Genomic DNA, 18,116 nt, shown 5'->3' on the forward strand with positions numbered 1-18,116 from the left:
ATTGGCGGACGATAAAGAAAACACGCTCCCCCACTACTGACGATGACACCAGGCAATTGCCGATTGTCATGAGGTCGGCTATCACCACGTCAAATCGATTTAAAGAAAACTTACGGGCACATTGCATGACAACTGACGGCGCTAAAGCGGAAATCGGCCTGATCGGCCTTGGAACGATGGGTGGCAATCTGGCGTTCAATATTGCCGAAAACGGTTTTCGGATTGCCGTGTTTAACCGGACTCCGGAAAAGACTGATCAGTTCATGGAAAAGTCTGGTCCGCTGGCTGAGAAACTCGTGCCAAGCAAGACCCTTGAGGAATTCGTTGCATCGATCGCTTTACCGCGCGCAATCATTTTGATGGTGCCGGCCGGGGAGGCCGTTGACGCGCAGATCGCAGCTCTTCGTCCGCTTCTGGATGCGGATGATCTCATCATCGATGCGGGCAACGCCAACTACCACGACACCAATCGGCGGGCGGAAGAAGCCGATGAAAAGGGGCCGCGGTTCATGGGCATCGGAGTGTCTGGCGGTGAGGAAGGGGCCCGGTTTGGTCCGTCCATCATGGGTGGGGGCGACAAATCCGCCTGGGACCGCGTCGGGCATATTCTGGAGGCGATTTCGGCCAAGTATGAGGACGAGCCGTGTGCCGCATTCCTCGGTGCTGCCGGTGCCGGTCACCTGGTCAAGACGGTACACAATGGTATTGAATATGCCGACATGCAGATGATCGCCGAGGTCTATGGTGTGATGCGCGATGGCTTCGGCATGAGCGCAGCCGACGTGGGTGAGGTACTTGAACGCTGGAATGGCGGTATACTCCAGTCCTATCTGATCGAAATTTCCGGGAAGGTCGCCAAGACGGCGGATCCGGATACCGGCAAGCCGATGCTGGATATCATTCTGGACACCGCGGGCCAGAAGGGCACGGGCCGCTGGACGGCGATCGAGGCGTTGATGCTTGGCACGCCTGCCAGTGCAATCGAGGCTGCCGTTGCCGCGCGCAACATGTCTGCAAGGCTTGGAGAGCGTGAAAAGGGCGAGCAGGTGTTCGGTGCTGCGCTTCAGCGTATGGACAAGGACCTGATCGGAATTGACGCTCTGGAATCTGCGCTCGTTGCCGGAAAGATCATCTGTTACGCACAGGGATTCGGTCTCATTCTCGAAGCAGCAAAACAGTATGGCTGGGACATGCCGCTGCCTAAGATCGCGAAGATCTGGCGAAACGGCTGCATCATCCGCTCTGCCATGTTGAACGACATGTCGTCCGCATTGTCGGACGATGCGAACCGCAATCTGATGCTGGCCCCGTTCTTCACCGGGAAGCTCAAAGAAACCGAGGCGAGCCTGCGCCAGGTTGTGGCGCAGGCCACCCTTCACGGCCTGCCCGTTCCGGCCCTGTCGGCAGCCTTGTCCTATTTCGATATCATGCGGACCAAACGTTCGACCGCGAACATGCTTCAAGGCCAGCGCGACTTCTTTGGAGCCCACGGATTTGCGCGTACGGACAAGGAGGGTGGTGGGTATCACGGTCCTTGGGCGATGGGTTAAGGGCGGATCATAGAGCCAGACCAAGCGGGGCAGTTTGAGCGCGCCGAGTGGCGCGCTCGAGAGTTTTCCGTCTTGTTAGCCTGGCAGATATGTCTGACCGACGAACTGTGCCGTTGCATCGGGCGCTGCGAGAAATTGCTCATACAATTGCGTCGATGTAGGGTCTGGGAAGACATTCTCTTCCCCCTTATCCAAGGCATCAAGGATCTGCCGGACAACCTCCTGAGGCGAGGTTTTATCGGTTTCAAACTTCTCGGCCATGTCGGTATCCACCGGTCCAGGGTAGACGCCGACGACTAGCGTTCCTTGTGCTGCGAGCTCCGCTCGAAGGCCCTGTGTCAGCGAGTGCACGGCGGCTTTTGAGGCGCTATAGGTCCCCAAGACGGGGAAGTTTACGTGTGAAGCGATCGATCCGAGGTTGATGATTGCGCCTCCGCCGTTGGCTTTCAGGATCGAAGCAAAGGCTTGGGACACATTCAAGGTTCCGAAATAGTTGGTCTCCATTTCGGACCGCCCACGATCTGCTGCATCAGGGTTTGTGAAGCTTGAGAAGCCAGCCGTTCCCGCATTGTTGATCACAAGTGCTACGTCCTTGTGTTTTGCCGCGGCCGCAATGTCTTCCGATTTGGTCACGTCGAGCTTGACTGGAACCACCTTGCCATTGCTCTCCGCAACAACATCATTCAGTGTTTCTGGTTGGCGTGCGGCTGCGTAGACTTTTGCGGCACCGCGTTCCAGAAGCGCAGTGACAAACGCCCGTCCGATGCCCCGGTTCGCGCCAGTGACCAAGACGGCCTTTCCTTCAATTTTCGACATTTGCAAACGTCCTCTCTGGTAGTAGATCGAATAAAATACGATACGGTATTTTAATAAGTGCTTGAAAGCGAGATTCAAGACAATAAAATACGGATTGGTATTTTAATTTGCGATCGCGCAGGACAACCAGCACATGCCGAGAGGCCGGCCGAGAAAAATCGATCCGAAGGATGCGCTTAAAACCGCTATGCACACTTTGTGGGAGCGGGGCTATGAACGCACGTCCATGGCGGATCTTGTGTCCGCTACGGGAATGGCCAAGCCGGGCCTTTATGCCAATCTTGGTGACAAGGACGAGATTTTCCAAAAGGCTTTGCGGCTCTACCAGGAAGAGATTGGCGCGGCTCTTGTCAACCATCTCGTGAACTCACCTGAACCTCTGAAACAGAGCTTGCGAACCGCTTTGAGGGGTGTTCTGCACGCGAAAGAAGGGAGCGGACTGCCCGAGGGCTGTTTCATCGTCAACAACAGTTTCGCTTGTTCGGCCCAAAGCCAGCAATTAAAACAGGCGCTGAAAGACCTCAATTTTGAGCGGCGGGACGCCTTTCTTCTCCGCTTAAGGCGGGCCGAGACCGAAGGCGAGTTGCCGGACAGCACCGATATCAATGCACTTGCAGACTTCTTCGCGGGACAAGCGGCTGCCATTTCGTCCATGGCCCAAGCTGGGCTTTCGCTGACTGAGCTGGACAAGATGATCGAGGTCAGTTTGTCGGTGCTGCCAGAAGACCCTCCGCGTGGGGGCGCTCAAGGTTAAAATCTACGCTTTGGAGACTTCTCGGTTGAAAGCGATACCTGTTTGATCTGTAATTGCCGTGTGCACTCAGATCCCCCGGCGGGGGGCTGCAAGACAAGCGGTCTCCAAGATGGCAATACAAACCCCGAAAGTGGCGGTTCGGCCGAACATCAGAATAGTCCGGCGTGTCTTCGCCGGCTGTGTGGTTGGTCTGTTGGTATTGGCTGCTTTTGTGGTCTCGGCTCTAACCCTTGGAATTTTCGAGCCTCTCCGGCAATCCATCGCAAGCCGCATTCTGACGGTGCAGCTCAATCGGTCTGCGGAGGTGCAAGGTCCTGTCCGGATCGAATTCGGGTCTCAGATCGTTGTGCGGATGGAGAATGCCGTCGTCGAGCGGTACAGCCAGCCAAAAGGCGGCACCGGAAGGTTCTTTGATTATGTCCGGTTTGATGCACCTTACAGACTTCTTCTTGGAGACTTATCCGGTATCTCAAATTTTGAAATGGCCGGTGCTGACATTGAATTGCTGGCGTCCCCGGGGGAGACCACCGAGGCGGAAATGGCCTACTACCAGCTGCCTTCCGAACTTATCAATCTGCCGGTGTTTGAAGCCCTGAAACTGACTGAAGTTACCTTACGTTATCTGGGCGTCCAAAGCGGTTGGAATGAGCGTGTGTTTATCCGTTCGCTCACCGTTGGTTCGTCTGAAGAAACGGACACGCTCGATATTGAGCTGGATGCCGACTTGAACGGAACTCCGCTTCAAATCTCGGGTGAAATTGCCCGGCCACCGCAAAATGGGCCACTGCAAAACGGCGCATTTGAACTCGCCCTTACGTTTCCCGGCATAAACTCCAAGATTTCCGGCAGGATCAACACCTCGACAGCCTACGCCGGTGTTGACGGAGAGCTGGAATTGTCTTCAGGCTCGTTGGCTCAGGCATTGGCCTCTGGCGGATTGACCAGTGAAGTCGATGGCCAAGTCGATGCGTCCTGGAAGTTTTCCGGAACGCTTGAGTCGTTATCGATTTCCAACATCGAGATCAACTTCACAAGCCGGCACTCCGACAAGGTGACGATAACGGGGGCGGTTGAAAACGCCAGCCTGGATCCGTCTTTGGATCTTTCGTTCAACGCGCTTTTGGCGCCGTTCGCGTCAGCTGAAAGCGAACTTGCAATTGAAATTTTGGCGCTGGCCGGCGAAATCTACGGCCCGTTGAATGATCTGGCAATCCGCAATGCGCAAGTCAAAACCAATGCCGCCATCTTGGATATTGAGACGATCGGTCCAATCTCCGTGGGTCACATTGTAAAGTCCGAAGACGGCCGGGTAGGTTTGCAAGAGCTCACTATTAACAATGGGACCGATCGCGGTCCAAACCTCACACTGGCTGGTCAGATAGATGATGTGATCGCATTGGACGGGATAACGCTTGCCGGACGTTTTGAATATCCGGTGTCCTTTTTTCTCAACTCGAACAAAGAACCACAACCGGATCTTGGAACGCTTGTCGGGCAGATTGAACTTAGCGATTCCGATAGCTGGTTTGCTCTCAACACCTTCAAGGGGGCGGTGGAAGGCACTGACCTGTTGGATTTCAGTTTTGACCTGACCGTGCCTGAGTTGCGCCGCGTTGATGAGCTTAACTTCACAACCGAATTTGTAATTCCGGAGCCTGCAGCAGTAGTGGAGCTGGTGTCGGGGGCAGCTTCAGAAGCCTTGCCAGAGATCACTTTCTCAGGACAAAGCAGCCTGCAAGCGGGTGAACTCGGGATTTCCGGTGAGTTTGTTTCCGGCAGCAGCGCTATCTCGGCCGCTCTGAATGTTGGTCCAAAGCCCAAGACTTCTACCTGGCTCTTGAGCGGTGATATTCGCTCTGAAGCTTTGAACCTCTCGGAGTTATCGGGTCTGGCACAGCTTGCCGAGCTTGGGTTTGAAGGACCGGAGACCGGACTTGAGATTACTGACAGTGGCGCATCCCAGTTTGCGGCAAGCATTCATGTCGCGGCGAAAAGCCTGGTCGCGGGCAAAAAGAAAGCAGGTGACATCTCGGCACATGTTCAATTCGAGGACGAGGTTTTGAGCATCGCAGAGTTGGCATTGGCATATATCGGCGGACGGGTGAGCGGTGATCTCGGTTTTAACTTCAAAACAGAACCGCCGGTGGCCTCAATCAACGGGCGGATGGAAAAGTTTCCGCTGAAAAGCCTGATGAATGAGCTTGGCCTCACGGCTCCGATCAGCAGCACTGTCTACGCCAGTCTCGATCTCCACGGAGAGACCGGCTCTCTTGATGCTTTTTTGGATACGTTGAACGGCAAAGTGACAACATCGTTGTGGGGAGGGCGTTTTCCGGACCGTTTGATCGAGCTCAGCGGTTTGAGTGTTTTCACCTGGCTGATGTCCAGCAACTCAGAACAGGGCGCCAAGCTGGTCTGTGCGGTTCTGCCACTCCGGTTCAAGTCCGGTAACGCGTCAGGCAACTCCCTGGTTGTCGAAACCGAAAATGTTCAGATTGTCGGAGGCGGCTCGGTCAATTTCAAAAACGGCAATCTGGACTTGGCCTTTTTGCCGCGCGCTAAGAAAAAGCAACTTGTTGAGATTGTGTCTCCATTTGAGATCAAGGGGAACCTCTCGGACCCGGAACTCATTGTGAAAGACGGTGGAGCTGGCCGAGCCATGGGAGAAGTCTTGTCACTCCCTATCAATGTCCTCGGTCACATCTTTTCCGGATCAGGCGCCATCGACAAAGACGCTCGCCCGTGCGTCATTCCCAAAAACACAGGTCCAAAATAGAACGCCGATTATCTATTGGGCGAGCCCTAGAGCTTCCATGTTGGCAATTGAGGCGGGTAGCCCGGAAACGTCCCGCAGTTCAACGATCAGCCGCGGGTCGCTGTCCAGTTTTCCAAGTTCTGCAAACACGCTAGGCCAGTTGATGGTGCCTTCTCCTAACGTCCAGTGACGGTCCGCATAGCCATCGGCATCCTGAAGATGAATGTGACGCAGGGTGTTGCCGGCAGCCTTGATGAAATAGTCTACCGGCGGTGCGCCTGTGGACCCGTGGGCGTAGTGGGCATGACCCGTGTCGATGGATATCTTCACAGCTTGCGAACCGAAACTCTCGGCAAGTTCGATGCGCGCATATGGATCCTTGTCTTCAATGTTTTCAAGTACCAGTTCGCAACCGATCTCTTCTGCGCGCTTGACCGCTTCTTTCATCGTGAGATGACAGAGTTCGATCTTTGTTGCCCGGCCGGTATCGTAGTTGTCGAGATTGTTGTAATCCCAAGTCGAGTAAGGGCTGTGCACGACCATGTGTGTGCCACCAATGGCTTCGCAAACCTCAAGCCCCTGCAATAGACGTTTCTTGACGATCTCTCGTATGTCAGGGTCCTTTGCATCAACTGCAAAGCCCCAGAAGGGGCCATGGATGCCAACCCTACCTTCATGTCCATCCAGCAGTTTCTTGGCGTGGTCTGCAACCGACGCCCAGTCTCCATTCAGGACTTCCCCGGTTACAAAATCCTGTAGTTCCAGGTCCCGCTGCTTTTCAAGCATGAGATCCCGGTGACGTTGGAAAGACGACAGCGACATGGCAGCGCCAAGGATAGGAAGACTGGACATATACCGCTCTGAAAAAATGAACATCAATGTCCGCCTCATAGGCGGTAACCGGTGACAGTTTTGCGACGGCCGTTGACGGTGTTTGGATAGGGAGCCGCCTAGTAGCCCTTTTGGCGATCGACGGTTGGCGGGATGCTGCCAGTTTCCAGATACTGTTTGATGTTTTGAGCAACAATCGCAGATGCAGTGCTGGTGATTGTTGGCGCGGAGATATGAGGCAGGACAGTTACTTCAGGGTGGGACCAGAAGGGATGCTCCTTGTCCAAGGGCTCATGGTCAAAAACATCCAGCACGGCATGCCCGACGCGGCCATCGTCCAGCGCGGCTAGGAGCGCGTTGGTGTCTACGATCGGCCCCCTGGCGAAGTTGATCAGCTTTGCACCCGGTTTCACCGCAGCCAGTGCCTGTTTGCCGATCAGACCGCGTGTGTCGCCTGTCAAAGGCATCAAAAGCACAAGGATGTCGGATCGGGCCAGGACCGTGTCGAGTTCTTCTGCTCCGGTAAATGTCTCGATGCCTTTGAGCGTTTTGCGGGACCGGCTCCACCCAAGCACATTGAAGCCATTGGCTTTCAGGCGCAGTGCCGAAGCTGATCCGAGTTCTCCAATCCCCAGCACACCGATCGTTACCTCCTGAGGCGTTTTCAGGAGATGGTGTTGCCAGACATGGTCCCGCTGCTGCCGCATATATGCCGGCATGTCGCGGTGGAGATAGAGAGACCAGGCAAGGACCGCTTCCGACATGGTTTCCGCCATTTGCGGATCCGCGAGGCGTACGATCTGGGGACCCGTGTCCGGCAGTTCGGCGACCAGACGCTCAACGCCTGCCCACAAGCTTTGAACCCAAACCAGGTTGTGAAGTGAGGCCACTTTTGTCGGGTCTGGATTTGCGACGATAGCGACGGTGGCTTTCTCACGTTCAACCTGTGTCAGATCATCGAACGCCTTGACTTGCGCAATCCCGCTCAGGGCTTCGGGCAGCGCATCTTTCCAGGCTTTCCGCTCCACACCGCCGACTTCGGAAACGAAAGGTATTACGGGCATCATGCAGCGAAAACTCCCGTTTCATCGGCAAATCCCTTGATCTCGATCGGATTGCCGGAAGGGTCCCGAAAAAACATGGTGCTTTGCTCCCCTGGTTGCCCTTCGAAACGGGTGGTAGGCGGGATAACAAATTCGACGCCCGCGCTTGTAAGCCGGTCTGCCACATTTTTCCAAGTGTCCATGTCAAGCACCGCGCCAATATGCGGCATCGGAACCATGTGCTCGCCAACTTTTCCGGTGTTGGTGGTTTCGAAAGGTTTCCCGATATGCAGCGAAAGCTGGTGCCCAAAGAAATTGTAATCGACCCATGTGTCGGTGCTGCGTCCTTCCTTGCAGCCTAATAGGTCACCGTAAAAGGCACGGGCGTCATCAAGATTGGTCACGTGAAAAGCGAGGTGAAAGCAGGGCTGCATATGTCGTCTCCAATTGAGGTCTTTGTTTCATAGCAGAGCCTGAGAAAAACAATTACTATGTTTTTTCTTCTCTGAGGATAGGAAAAAATTTTGGATACTCGATTTTTGGAAAGTCTCCTTGCTGTTGTCGAGACAGGATCCATTGCTGCGGCCGCACGCCAGCAGGGCTTAACCGCTGCTGCAATCAGTCAGCGGATCAAGGTGCTGGAAACCGAGTTGAATTGCACGCTTCTGGTCCGTTCAGCCAAAACAGTGCGTCCATCGCCGGAATGTCAGCGCCTCCTCCCGGCAGCAAGCGTGCTGGTTCGTGATGCAGGCCGGTTGTCGTTAGGAATATCCGAGGACCGGTTGAGCGGGCCCTATCGCATTGGGGCTATTTCAACGGCGTTGCTCGATATTGTGCCAAAGGTTGTGCGGGAGTTTCGCAAAACGGCTCCTGATGTACAACTTACTGTACAGCCTGGCAGCTCCCAATCGCTCTATGAAGATTTGTTGGCTGAAAATGTTGATGCCGTGATTTGCGTCGCACCTCCCTTTCAGCTGCCGAAGGGGATCCGGTGTTTCCCGGTTGCAGAGGAGCCCTTTCTACACATCCACCCAGAAACGCACCTTCGGCAGGATAAGAACGATGTTCTACCTTGGATTATCTATGACCGGTCATCTTGGGGAGGGGGGCTGGCGAGCCGTTATCTCGATAAGGCACTTTCGCATGTGCCTGTTTTGTGTGAACTGGATTCTCCAGAGACCATTGCTGCGATGGTCCAGGAAGGCCTTGGGCAAGCGGCTGTGCCTCGTTGGTCCGGTCTCGAAATTCATCACTCCGACCTGTGTGCTTCGGCGGTGCCAATTCTATCCATCCCACAGCGTTCTATTGTCTTACTGCAACGGACCATGTCCCACGTCGCCAAAATAGATTTGCTTTTGCAAAACACAGCATTAAGCGCTCCCCGTGAATCCAATCCAGATCGCGCAAATGTACAACTATAAAGTGTTTTAATTCCGAAACTAGCCAAAATAGTGTATTCAGAAATGCACGTAAAAGTCATAATGTTATCTTCCGCGGCGTTTATTGGCAGGAAAATGTCGCTGCTTGGCATGTCTGGGAAATAAAAGAAATGATCGGCAAAAGAAGTGCAGGTCAACTGTTGTGCTGACTGTCGCATAATGCAATGGTATTGAGAGTGAGCCCAAGAGCTTGGTCGAAATACCTGTTTCGACCTCGTGCGGCCCAATGGGTTCATGCTGAAGATTAGGGAGCAGGGTCGAAGTAAATGCTACGAGTAAAGGCAGTCGAGGAGGTCTTAGATCTTCCCGCCTTTTTGTGTGATTTGATCCACATTCCCAATTTACATGACCAATTGATGCGCCGGGAGGTGAATACTAGAACCTTAGTATTCGCGCGATGCGCCAATGGAAAACTCAACAAACAGACTGCATAGGAGTACCCCATGAAAAAGTTGTTTGTCACAGTCGCTGCGACTGCGCTCGTCGGGATGGCGTCTTCCGCCATGGCCGAAGAATGCGGAACAGTCACTGTTGCGGAAATGAACTGGGCATCTGCCGGCGCGATTGCGCACATCGACAAGATCATTCTTGAAAATGGATACGGCTGCAATGTTGAGCTGGTCACAGGCGACACGATGCCGACCTTCACGTCCATGAACGAGAAGGGCGAGCCGGACATGGCTCCAGAACTCTGGATTAATGCTGTGCGTGAGCCGCTTGATAAGGCCGTCGCCGAAGGATCATTGATCATCGGTGGTGAAATCCTCAACGAAGGCGGTGTGGAAGGCTTTTGGGTGCCGACCGCTATCGCTGAAGAGCATGACATCTACACCGTAGCTGCCGCTAAAGAGCGCCCAGACATCTTCAAAGGTGCCGAGGACGACAGCAAGGGTGGCTTTTTCACTTGCCCGACCGGTTGGAACTGCCGCATCACGACAGGTAACCTCTTCCGCGCAAACGGTTTCGACGAAGCTGGTTTCGAACTCGTAGATCCGGGTTCTGCTGCCGGTCTTGATGGTTCTATAGCACGCGCCAACGAGCGCGGTGAAGGTTGGCTCGGTTACTACTGGGCTCCGACAGCTATCCTCGGCAAGTACGACATGACGCTGCTCGACTTTGAAGTCGAACACGACAAGGAAGAGTGGGACAAGTGTACTGTTGTAGAGGATTGCCCTGATCCGAAGCCGAACTCCTGGGTTAAATCCGAAGTGTTCACAGTTGTCACTGAAGAGTTTTCCAAAAAAGCTGGTCCGACCATGGACTACGTGAAAGGCCGGACTTGGGACAACCGTACAGCCGGTAAGGTCCTGGCATGGATGACTGACAATCAGGCGACCAACGAAGACGGCGCATACTACTTCCTTGAAAACTTTGAAGATGTATGGACCCAGTGGGTCAGCCCGGAAGTCGCTGAAAAAGTGAAAGCTTCTCTGTAATCCGTTGAAGCGAAAAGGAGCCCGCATCACGATGCGGGCTCTTCATTGAGGGGCAAAAAAACGGGACGAGAGTGATGGAGTGGTTACAAGAATTCCCCGCTATGAGCCGGGGTGGCTTGCGCGAAATGCGCCAAACAATTGACGGAGCCTTCAAGGATTTTACGCGTGCCTACGGGGACGCAATCGAAAGTGCGTTTGATCCGATCAAGGACTTCCTGATCTTTTTGGAGCAACTGCTCATCAACTCGCCTTGGCCAATTATTCTGGCAGTGCTTGTCGGGATTGTTTACCTCATGAGCCGGAATGCTCGGATTACAATCGGCTCCCTGGTGGCACTTTGTGTCATCGGTTATCTCGGCATGTGGGAAGACACCATGCGCACAATCGCCATGGTGACCGTTTGTACGATGATGGCGATCGTGCTTGGTATTCCGCTTGGAATTTTGATGGCGCGTTCAGATCGAATTCAGAGCGTCATCAACCCGGTGCTCGACCTCATGCAGACCATGCCCAGCTTCGTTTATCTCATTCCGGTGGTCATGATTTTCGGCCTTGGCAAAGTGCCGGGCATGATTGCGGTGGTTATCTACGCCATTCCGCCGATGATCCGACTGACCAACCTCGGTATTCGTCTTGTTGACCAAGACGTTCTTGAGGCCGCCGATGCCTTCGGGTCCAGTTCTTGGCAGAAGTTGACCAATGTTCAGCTGCCACTTGCGTTGCCAACGATCATGGCTGGCGTGAACCAGACCATCATGATGGCACTTGCGATGGTTGTTGTCGCGGCTCTTATCGGCGTGAAAGGTCTCGGTCAGCCGGTTCTGAACGCCATTGCGAACCAGTATTTGACGATGGGCGTCATGAATGGTCTCGCGATCGTTGCGATTGCCATTATTTTCGACCGCGCGACCCAGGCCTACGGCAAGCGCCTTCAGAAACACTCCGAGGTGATCCATGGGTGAGGCGACAGGCATTGAGATCAAGAATCTTTACAAGATTTTTGGTCCGAACGGCAAAGACATGGTGCAGCTTGTCAAGGACGGCATGTCCAAAGCCGAGCTAAACGAAAAGCATAATCACGTCTTGGGCCTGAACGACATCAACATCTCGATGCCTGGCGGCAAGATCGAGGTGGTGATGGGTTTGTCCGGTTCTGGGAAATCCACCTTGATCCGGCACATAAACCGGCTGATCGATCCGACAGACGGAGAGGTCCTCTACGGTGATGAAGACGTGTGTAAAATGTCTCAGGGTGAGTTGAGGCAGTTCCGTCGTCACAAAACAGCGATGGTCTTCCAGAAGTTCGCGCTCCTGCCGCACCGGACCGTGATGAAAAACACGGTCTACGGCTTGGAAATTCAGGGCGTCTCCATGAAGGAGGCTGAAGAACGGGCTTCACGCTGGATCTCACGCGTTGGCTTGGAGGGGTTTGAAGACCATTATCCGAACCAATTGTCGGGCGGTATGCAGCAGCGAGTCGGCCTTGCGCGCGCGCTGACGAACGATGCCGATATCCTACTGATGGACGAAGCGTTCTCCGCGCTTGACCCGTTGATCCGTATGGATATGCAGACCGTTTTGCTCGACCTTCAGGAAGAGCTGCACAAGACAATCGTCTTCATCACGCACGACCTGGATGAAGCTCTTCGGCTTGGCGACAAAATTGCGATCTTGCGCGATGGTGCCGTTATTCAGCAGGGAACCGGTCAAGAAATCGTGCTGAACCCGGCGGACGAGTACATCGCGGACTTCGTCAAGGAAGTGAACCGTGGGCGAGTAATCCTGGTCGACACAGTCATGGACAAAACGAAGACCCTCGAAGGCGGTTTGACCGTGCAGAGCGGGATTATGCTGGAAGAAGCAGCCAAGAAGTTTGCTGAAACCGGTCAAGGCGAATGCTGTGTTGTGAATGGTGACGGCAAGCCCTTGGGCGTTTTGAACGTTCAAGACACCATCAGTGCGATGGTGACGCCAGCATCCCACTGAAGGCTGGAAACCAGACAAAAAGAAACCCCGGTCTGTTCACCGGGGTTTTTTGTTTGCGATGTTCCAATCGCTTAGCGTTCTGAGAACACCGTGCGCATCGCGCGGGTGACTGGGTTCAGCAGATAGGCAAGGACTGATTTGGATCCTGTTACAATCTGGGCATTCACCTGCATGCCCGGCCGGACGGGGCTGGTTACATTACCGGTGCCGATCGTGTTGCCCGGAAAGCCAAGGTCAGCCTTGAAATAGTACTCGCCATATTCATCCTGGAAACTGGATGCTGAGATGGTTTCCACCTCCGCGACGATCGTCCCATAGATGTTCGGGTCATAGCTGGTGATCGTGATTTCAGCCTTGTCGCCCACATTGATGTGGCCGATGTCGCGTGGATTGACCTTAACCTCAGCCACCATGCTTTCGGTCTGCGGAACGATCTCCGCGATCATGTCGCCCGGGTTCACAACAGCACCGCGTCCGGTTTGACCCAGTGTTTTGATGTAGCCATCAACTGGAGCCCTTACGAACAAACGATTCTGCCTGTCTTCGAGTTTGGCGATTTCCTGTGCCAGCTCAGCCCGCTCTTGAGCAATTCGAGCGCGCTCATCGGCCACATCCCGGTTCACCTCAGCGCCCGCCTGGTTCAAGCTCGCCTGAGCTTCGGTCAGCATTTCACGGGCTTGCGCCAGATTGCCGACGAGCTGTTCCAGCGTTACCTGGGAACGTTGGTATTCACCTTTTGATTCAAGATACCGGCGGCGGGATGTGTAGCCATCTTTCAGCAGGTTTTCTTGAATCTGGAATTTTTCCCTTTCCAACTCGACTTGTGACCGTTGCAGAACAACCTGGGCCTCCAGGCTGGCCACTTCCGCACGTTTTTGTGCGACACGAGCCGTATAAGCATCCTGTTCATCGGCTACTGCTCTGCGGTTTGCCGTGAGTGCCGCCCGTTGTTGGGTGCTCAAACCGCTGACTGCCGGGTCCAGCCGCAGTCCAACTGTGTTCGGATCACTGAACTCTTGGGCTCTTAGCCGCTCTTCTTCGAGTTCCAGATAACTCAGGCGGCTCTGAATGCGGCCAAGTTCGGCAGTAGTGTCTTCTTTCTCGAGGCGAGCGATCGGGTCGCCTGCCATGATGAGTTGGCCTTCTTCAACGAGGATCTCACTGACAATACCGCCCTCCAGGTGTTCGACAGCAAGGATCTGACCTGCAGGCGTGATTTCACCGATCGTGTTGGCGACTTCACGGATCTGACCAATGGCTGCCCATACCAGCAGTGCCAGGGTCGCAATCGTGAGACCGATCAACAGCCGGGTGTAGAAGGCCGGTGGAACCCCGTCCTCCAATTCGAGTGGCAATCCTACTCGGCCATAAACGGCTTTGCGAAGCGGATCTGAGGTATCTTTGGCTGCCATCGGTTTCTTCCTCGGCGGTTGTCGTGAGGTGCGGCTTCTCTCAGCGCACGCTCCAATTACTTCGATTGCTGTTTCAGGACGTCATCCAAAATCTCTGATGGCGGACCTGCCATGGTGACCATTCCGTTCTGCATGTAGACGAGCTGGTCAGCGATCCGCATGTGGCTTGGCCGATAAGTGGTCAGGATGACGGTTGATTTACCGCGAACCTGTTCAATTTTTTTCATCAGCAGCTTGTCGCCATCAACATCTAGATTGCCGGCTGGATCATCCAGAACGTAGATTGAGGCCGGCCGTACGAAGGCCCTTGCAAGCAGGATCCGCTGTTTCACGTTGTCTGGAAGCACTTGCAGAAGCTGGCCTGTGAGACGCGTCTCAACTCCCTGAGGAAGCAGTTCTGCGTAGTTGTTGAGGCCAAAGTCTTCGAATGCGCCGCGGACCTGATCATTGTCAGCTTGCGGATTGGCCATCCGGAAGTTCTGGGCGATGGTCCCGTAGAAGAAATCGTAGTGTTCGGGCGCATAGCCAATTGCATGGCGCCATTCACCCGGATCCAGCTGGCGGATATCGAGGTCATCCACCAAGACCGCCCCCATCTGTGGCCGGTAAAGCCCCAGCGTCGCACGAACCAGAGAAGTTTTCCCTGATCCACTTGGGCCTGTGATCGCAGCGACCGCGCCTTGTTCGACCTGTAAAGAGAAATTCCGCAATGCGGGTTCCTGGCGGGCCGGATAGCGAAGCACCACGTTAGAGTAGCGGACAGTACCTTGGAATTGACGATGCAAGCTCGGGAGTTTGCCCGGTTGCCGTTCCATGTCGATCTTCAAAAGACCGTTGATCCGTTCGATCGTTTGCTGGGCCTGGCCAAGCTGTGAGAAGCTCAAGAAGGCCTGATGCATCGGGTTCAGCGCGCGCCAGGACAAAGCCATGACCGCGATCAAGGCGCCTTGTGTGAGGCTTTGGTTCATCACCATGATGGCGCCAAAACCCAAAACACCGATGCCGCACAGAGTCATCATCATTTGCGAGATGACCTGCATGATTTGAGATAGGTGTTTTGTTTTCAGGTTCTTTTGCGCGAAATCTGCTGACAGGGCACGAAACTTGTCGATCCAAACGTCATCTGCGGACAAATTCTGGATCGCATCGCGCTTTGACAGGATTTCTACCGTGATGTTCTGGACGCGGGATTTGGCCTCACCGGCAAGGTTGATCGCACGTTTCATCCGCGGAACGATGAGAAGAGCGGCAACGATGTAGAGACCCAGCAAGCCGAGCGGAAGCAGCGCGAGCGGGCCGCCGATCAGTGAAAGAACCACCACGAACAAAGCGGAAAATGGCAGGTCAATCAGAGCATTAGCAAGGTTGCCGTGAAATATTTCCCGGACACCGTCAAACTGCTTCAGGCGGGTGATCTGCGCGCCAATTGGTGCTGAAGTCGTCAATGGCAAAGGCAGGTGCAGGAAATGGCGGAAGGTCGTATTCGCAACGACAGCGTCCAGTCGTGCGCCAAGGTATGCCTGGAGGCGGGATTTGGTTCCCTTGACCAGCCAATCCATACACAAGATTACCGCGATGCCGATCATGAGTGTAATGAGAACGGAAACGGACTTTGCACCAATCGCTTTGTCGTAGACGTTCATTACAAACAAAGGCAGGCCGAGCGCCAACAGGTTGGCAAGAAAGCCGATTGCCATAATCGAGGTCAGCGTACCCCGAAATCTGTGAAACAATCTGGATGACCAATGTTTGAAGCCGGAAGTGGCCGTTGGATCATCTTCGGCGATCAGGAACAGCTCTGCATCCTTCAGGGCAGAGTAATCAAGATTCACCGTTTGCTGAGCTTCGCCGCTGAAAACATGAAGCCGGCCGTCCCCGCTTGGTCCAAGGCCAACACAGACATTTTGTCCGACCTTTAACAGGCAGGGAAATTGCTCCGCTGTGAGTTGCTTGATCGGCCTTGATGAGCTGGTGACCCGGTAATTGAGCCGGGTAAGCACGGCCCGCAAATCATAGATTTCGGTGATGCCCTCAAGATGTGGCAAAGCCTCAAACAGGTGCCGCTCCATTCCGTCCCACCCAAGTGCTTCCAGCACCGGCAAGAGGCATGCTTCAGCTGCCGTGTTTCGGTCAATATGGGTGCCTGCTTGCTGGCGGACCCGGCTTGCCAGATTTAAGCGCCGGGTAGACGGGTCTGAACCCTGAATATAAGCGGAGGTGTTTTCAAACGCTGCCAGGGACATGTCAGGCTCCTTGGCTCATTTTTGGCGCTTCTTTGCGTATACGCGGCTGAAGCTTGTATTTTTTTGTTGTGGCGGGTTTTACCGGTACTGATTTCAGTTTCCCGTCCTCCACCAGATACTGCTTGTCAGCAATCGCCCGGAAGGATGGGCGGTGGCTGACAATGATCATCGTGAGCTGGCCTTTGATGCGTTTAAGTCCTTCCGCAAGCTCAGCTTCGCTGCGGTGATCGAGGGCGCCGTTTGCATCATCCAGGATCAAGATTTTTGGTTCTCGGGCCAAGGCACGTGCAATCGCGATCCGCTGGATCATGGAGTCCGTGAGATTTTCCTCGATGGTGTTACCCAATTGTGTGTCGTAACCCAGCGGGAGCAAGTGAATGTCTTTTTCCAGGCCGATGAGCTCTGCGGCCATTCGTGCGGTCTGCGGCGTCGACTGAGACCCAAACAAAGTCAGATTCTGTAAGATTGTTCCGGCGAACATCTCGGAATCGTTGCCCACGTAGGCAATGTGTTTCCTCAGGCTCCAATGATCTTCACCGTACAGATCATGACCATCAAGCAAGACTGATCCCGAAGTCGGTTCCAGGCTGCCTGAAATCAATCGGGAGAGTGTTGATCGTCCGCTACCATCTTTGCCTTCAAAGGCTATCGTTTCTCCAGCATTGACGGACAGGTTCAGTCCGTGGATCGGGACGATCACGTCATGCCTTGAATCGTATCCGGCGTTTTGGATCTGTACATTGCCGATGATCGGAATATTCCGCGATTGTTGCCTGTTTTGAACTGGCAGATCAAATAGGGATTGAGCGGCACGATAATCGTGCTTGACCCGCTGCATCTCCGTCCAGTGGTTGATGCCTCGCAAAAGAGGCTGGACGACTTGGCCCGCAAGGAGCGTACATGCAGCAACAGCACCGATGCTTATGAAGCCTCCCATCACCAGCAATGCACCAGCCGATACAACGCATACCGTCGTCAGGACAGTGAAAAAGCCGCTGCTGTTGCGCGCATTGTTGTTCAGGTCGATCTGGTCGTAACCGAGGCGGGAGACCTGGGTCTGTAGTCTTTCAAATCGCCGGAGGATCACGGGTTCAAGCGCCATCGCCTTGATCGTGTTGAGCCCGGACAGGACTTCAAAAATGAAATCGTATTTGCGCTGGTCCTGGACAGCGCGTTTTTCAACGAGCGTATTGAGTTTGGAATTCAGGTGAGCAGTCCGCAACACGAAAATCAACAACAAGATCGGCGGGATGAAACCGATCGGGCCGCCGATGAGAAACAGGACAACGAGAAAGATAAGGCTAGCCGGGAGGTCGATCGCCAAAAGTCGCGCCGGTCCGCCGTACTGGTCTCCCAGGGACTGAAGTGACTTCAGAGAGTCCAGATGCTTGGAAACACTGGCATCGGTCACGGCATCAGAACGGGAGCAGAGTAGACGGTGCGTCGCTTCCATGTTTGCTTTGTGTGTAAAGGAAGCTGCTGACCAGGCGACAACAAATGATCTAGCAATCTTCAATACCGCATCGACCGCCAGGACGATCCCAAGCCCGACAATTAGAACGACCAGTGTATCGATAGCCTGGTTTGGAAGAATTCGGTCATATACCTGAAGAATTGTCAGGGGCATCGCCAAGCCCAATACATTTATAAGTATCGAGGCCATTACCACCGAGCGCGGCAAATTTGGGGCTTTAACTTGCTCTCCTGTCTCAGATGAATGAAATTTCAGCTGAGGTAACGCAGTGTTAGCTAAAGCATTGCTGATAAAACTGACCATACTTGGCGCCTCCTATCTCTATTAAGGCGCGCAAGTGTTTCAAAAGCGTTTACCAAGAACTATGGAACCCGCTA

General features: G+C 54.2%; 14 protein-coding genes. 7 read left to right on the forward strand and 7 right to left on the reverse strand.

Annotated features, from left to right (window positions below):
- Positions 1-125 precede the first annotated feature (125 nt).
- The gene (gndA, locus tag AC0J4F_RS08685; RefSeq protein WP_473025978.1) at positions 126-1,550 is read left to right on the forward strand and encodes an NADP-dependent phosphogluconate dehydrogenase; all 1,425 of its coding nucleotides are present in this window, start codon (positions 126-128) and stop codon (positions 1,548-1,550) included.
- Between the two features lie 75 nt (positions 1,551-1,625).
- Here gndA and AC0J4F_RS08690 read toward each other — a convergent pair whose 3' ends face one another.
- Positions 1,626-2,366 carry an SDR family oxidoreductase gene (locus tag AC0J4F_RS08690; protein ID WP_473025979.1) on the reverse strand — a complete coding sequence of 247 codons (741 nt, stop codon included), beginning with the start codon at positions 2,364-2,366 and terminating at the stop codon, positions 1,626-1,628.
- Positions 2,367-2,499: 133 nt separating this feature from the next.
- Here AC0J4F_RS08690 and AC0J4F_RS08695 point away from each other — a divergent pair, with 133 nt between their 5' ends.
- Positions 2,500-3,120: a TetR/AcrR family transcriptional regulator gene (locus AC0J4F_RS08695; RefSeq protein ID WP_473025980.1), complete on the forward strand. Its 621-nt coding sequence runs from the start codon at positions 2,500-2,502 to the stop codon at positions 3,118-3,120.
- 109 nt (positions 3,121-3,229) lie between these two features.
- Positions 3,230-5,896, forward strand: a complete 2,667-nt coding sequence (locus AC0J4F_RS08700; protein ID WP_473025981.1) for a hypothetical protein — start codon at positions 3,230-3,232, stop codon at positions 5,894-5,896.
- 12 nt (positions 5,897-5,908) lie between these two features.
- Here the strand turns inward: AC0J4F_RS08700 and AC0J4F_RS08705 are convergent, their stop codons facing one another.
- The 3 genes from AC0J4F_RS08705 to AC0J4F_RS08715 all read right to left on the reverse strand — a co-directional run bounded on the left by AC0J4F_RS08705 (position 5,909) and on the right by AC0J4F_RS08715 (position 8,183).
- Positions 5,909-6,727, reverse strand: a complete 819-nt coding sequence (locus AC0J4F_RS08705) for a sugar phosphate isomerase/epimerase family protein (RefSeq protein WP_473025982.1) — start codon at positions 6,725-6,727, stop codon at positions 5,909-5,911.
- Positions 6,728-6,825: 98 nt separating this feature from the next.
- Complete coding sequence (locus tag AC0J4F_RS08710; RefSeq protein WP_473025983.1) at positions 6,826-7,773, reverse strand: 2-hydroxyacid dehydrogenase; 948 nt, start codon at positions 7,771-7,773, stop codon at positions 6,826-6,828.
- Positions 7,770-8,183 (reverse strand): VOC family protein, encoded by a 414-nt coding sequence (locus AC0J4F_RS08715; protein ID WP_473025984.1) that lies wholly within the window; start codon positions 8,181-8,183, stop codon positions 7,770-7,772. Before AC0J4F_RS08715 ends, AC0J4F_RS08710 begins: the two co-directional genes overlap by 4 nt.
- A gap of 90 nt (positions 8,184-8,273) precedes the next feature.
- Here AC0J4F_RS08715 and AC0J4F_RS08720 point away from each other — a divergent pair, with 90 nt between their 5' ends.
- The 4 genes from AC0J4F_RS08720 (at position 8,274) to AC0J4F_RS08735 (ending at position 12,610) form a co-directional block, all read left to right on the forward strand.
- A complete protein-coding gene (locus AC0J4F_RS08720; RefSeq protein ID WP_133951557.1) occupies positions 8,274-9,170 on the forward strand; it encodes a LysR family transcriptional regulator in 897 nt (298 codons plus the stop codon).
- Positions 9,171-9,631: 461 nt separating this feature from the next.
- A complete protein-coding gene (locus AC0J4F_RS08725) occupies positions 9,632-10,624 on the forward strand; it encodes a glycine betaine ABC transporter substrate-binding protein (RefSeq protein WP_133951559.1) in 993 nt (330 codons plus the stop codon).
- A gap of 74 nt (positions 10,625-10,698) precedes the next feature.
- Positions 10,699-11,586, forward strand: coding sequence for an ABC transporter permease (locus tag AC0J4F_RS08730; protein WP_133951561.1), 888 nt, complete (start codon positions 10,699-10,701; stop codon positions 11,584-11,586).
- Positions 11,579-12,610, forward strand: coding sequence for a quaternary amine ABC transporter ATP-binding protein (locus AC0J4F_RS08735; RefSeq protein WP_133951563.1), 1,032 nt, complete (start codon positions 11,579-11,581; stop codon positions 12,608-12,610). The genes AC0J4F_RS08730 and AC0J4F_RS08735 overlap by 8 nt, the downstream gene beginning before the upstream one ends.
- Positions 12,611-12,681: 71 nt before the next feature.
- Here AC0J4F_RS08735 and AC0J4F_RS08740 read toward each other — a convergent pair whose 3' ends face one another.
- Genes AC0J4F_RS08740 through AC0J4F_RS08750 form a run of 3 tightly spaced genes read right to left on the reverse strand, consistent with a single transcriptional unit; the run spans position 12,682 to position 18,042 of the window.
- A complete protein-coding gene (locus AC0J4F_RS08740; RefSeq protein WP_133951565.1) occupies positions 12,682-14,022 on the reverse strand; it encodes an HlyD family type I secretion periplasmic adaptor subunit in 1,341 nt (446 codons plus the stop codon).
- Between the two features lie 56 nt (positions 14,023-14,078).
- Positions 14,079-16,265 (reverse strand): ATP-binding cassette domain-containing protein, encoded by a 2,187-nt coding sequence (locus AC0J4F_RS08745; protein WP_133951567.1) that lies wholly within the window; start codon positions 16,263-16,265, stop codon positions 14,079-14,081.
- Between the two features lies 1 nt (position 16,266).
- Complete coding sequence (locus tag AC0J4F_RS08750) at positions 16,267-18,042, reverse strand: ATP-binding cassette domain-containing protein (protein ID WP_133951569.1); 1,776 nt, start codon at positions 18,040-18,042, stop codon at positions 16,267-16,269.
- Between the last annotated feature and the right edge of the window lie 74 nt (positions 18,043-18,116).

It is taken from the genome of Roseibium sp. R5, from assembly GCF_055755305.1.

What these genes read in the sequence shown, in the direction of transcription:
- AC0J4F_RS08725 (WP_133951559.1), top strand. Translation starts at nt 9,632, where the DNA reads ATGAAAAAGTTGTTTGTCACAGTCGCTGCGACTGCGCTCGTCGGGATG.
- AC0J4F_RS08705 (WP_473025982.1), bottom strand. Translation starts at nt 6,727, where the DNA reads ATGTCCAGTCTTCCTATCCTTGGCGCTGCCATGTCGCTGTCGTCTTTC.
- AC0J4F_RS08710 (WP_473025983.1), bottom strand. Translation starts at nt 7,773, where the DNA reads ATGATGCCCGTAATACCTTTCGTTTCCGAAGTCGGCGGTGTGGAGCGG.
- AC0J4F_RS08750 (WP_133951569.1), bottom strand. Translation starts at nt 18,042, where the DNA reads ATGGTCAGTTTTATCAGCAATGCTTTAGCTAACACTGCGTTACCTCAG.
- AC0J4F_RS08700 (WP_473025981.1), top strand. Translation starts at nt 3,230, where the DNA reads ATGGCAATACAAACCCCGAAAGTGGCGGTTCGGCCGAACATCAGAATA.
- AC0J4F_RS08690 (WP_473025979.1), bottom strand. Translation starts at nt 2,366, where the DNA reads ATGTCGAAAATTGAAGGAAAGGCCGTCTTGGTCACTGGCGCGAACCGG.
- gndA (WP_473025978.1), top strand. Translation starts at nt 126, where the DNA reads ATGACAACTGACGGCGCTAAAGCGGAAATCGGCCTGATCGGCCTTGGA.
- AC0J4F_RS08740 (WP_133951565.1), bottom strand. Translation starts at nt 14,022, where the DNA reads ATGGCAGCCAAAGATACCTCAGATCCGCTTCGCAAAGCCGTTTATGGC.
- AC0J4F_RS08730 (WP_133951561.1), top strand. Translation starts at nt 10,699, where the DNA reads ATGGAGTGGTTACAAGAATTCCCCGCTATGAGCCGGGGTGGCTTGCGC.
- AC0J4F_RS08735 (WP_133951563.1), top strand. Translation starts at nt 11,579, where the DNA reads ATGGGTGAGGCGACAGGCATTGAGATCAAGAATCTTTACAAGATTTTT.
- AC0J4F_RS08695 (WP_473025980.1), top strand. Translation starts at nt 2,500, where the DNA reads ATGCCGAGAGGCCGGCCGAGAAAAATCGATCCGAAGGATGCGCTTAAA.
- AC0J4F_RS08715 (WP_473025984.1), bottom strand. Translation starts at nt 8,183, where the DNA reads ATGCAGCCCTGCTTTCACCTCGCTTTTCACGTGACCAATCTTGATGAC.
- AC0J4F_RS08745 (WP_133951567.1), bottom strand. Translation starts at nt 16,265, where the DNA reads ATGTCCCTGGCAGCGTTTGAAAACACCTCCGCTTATATTCAGGGTTCA.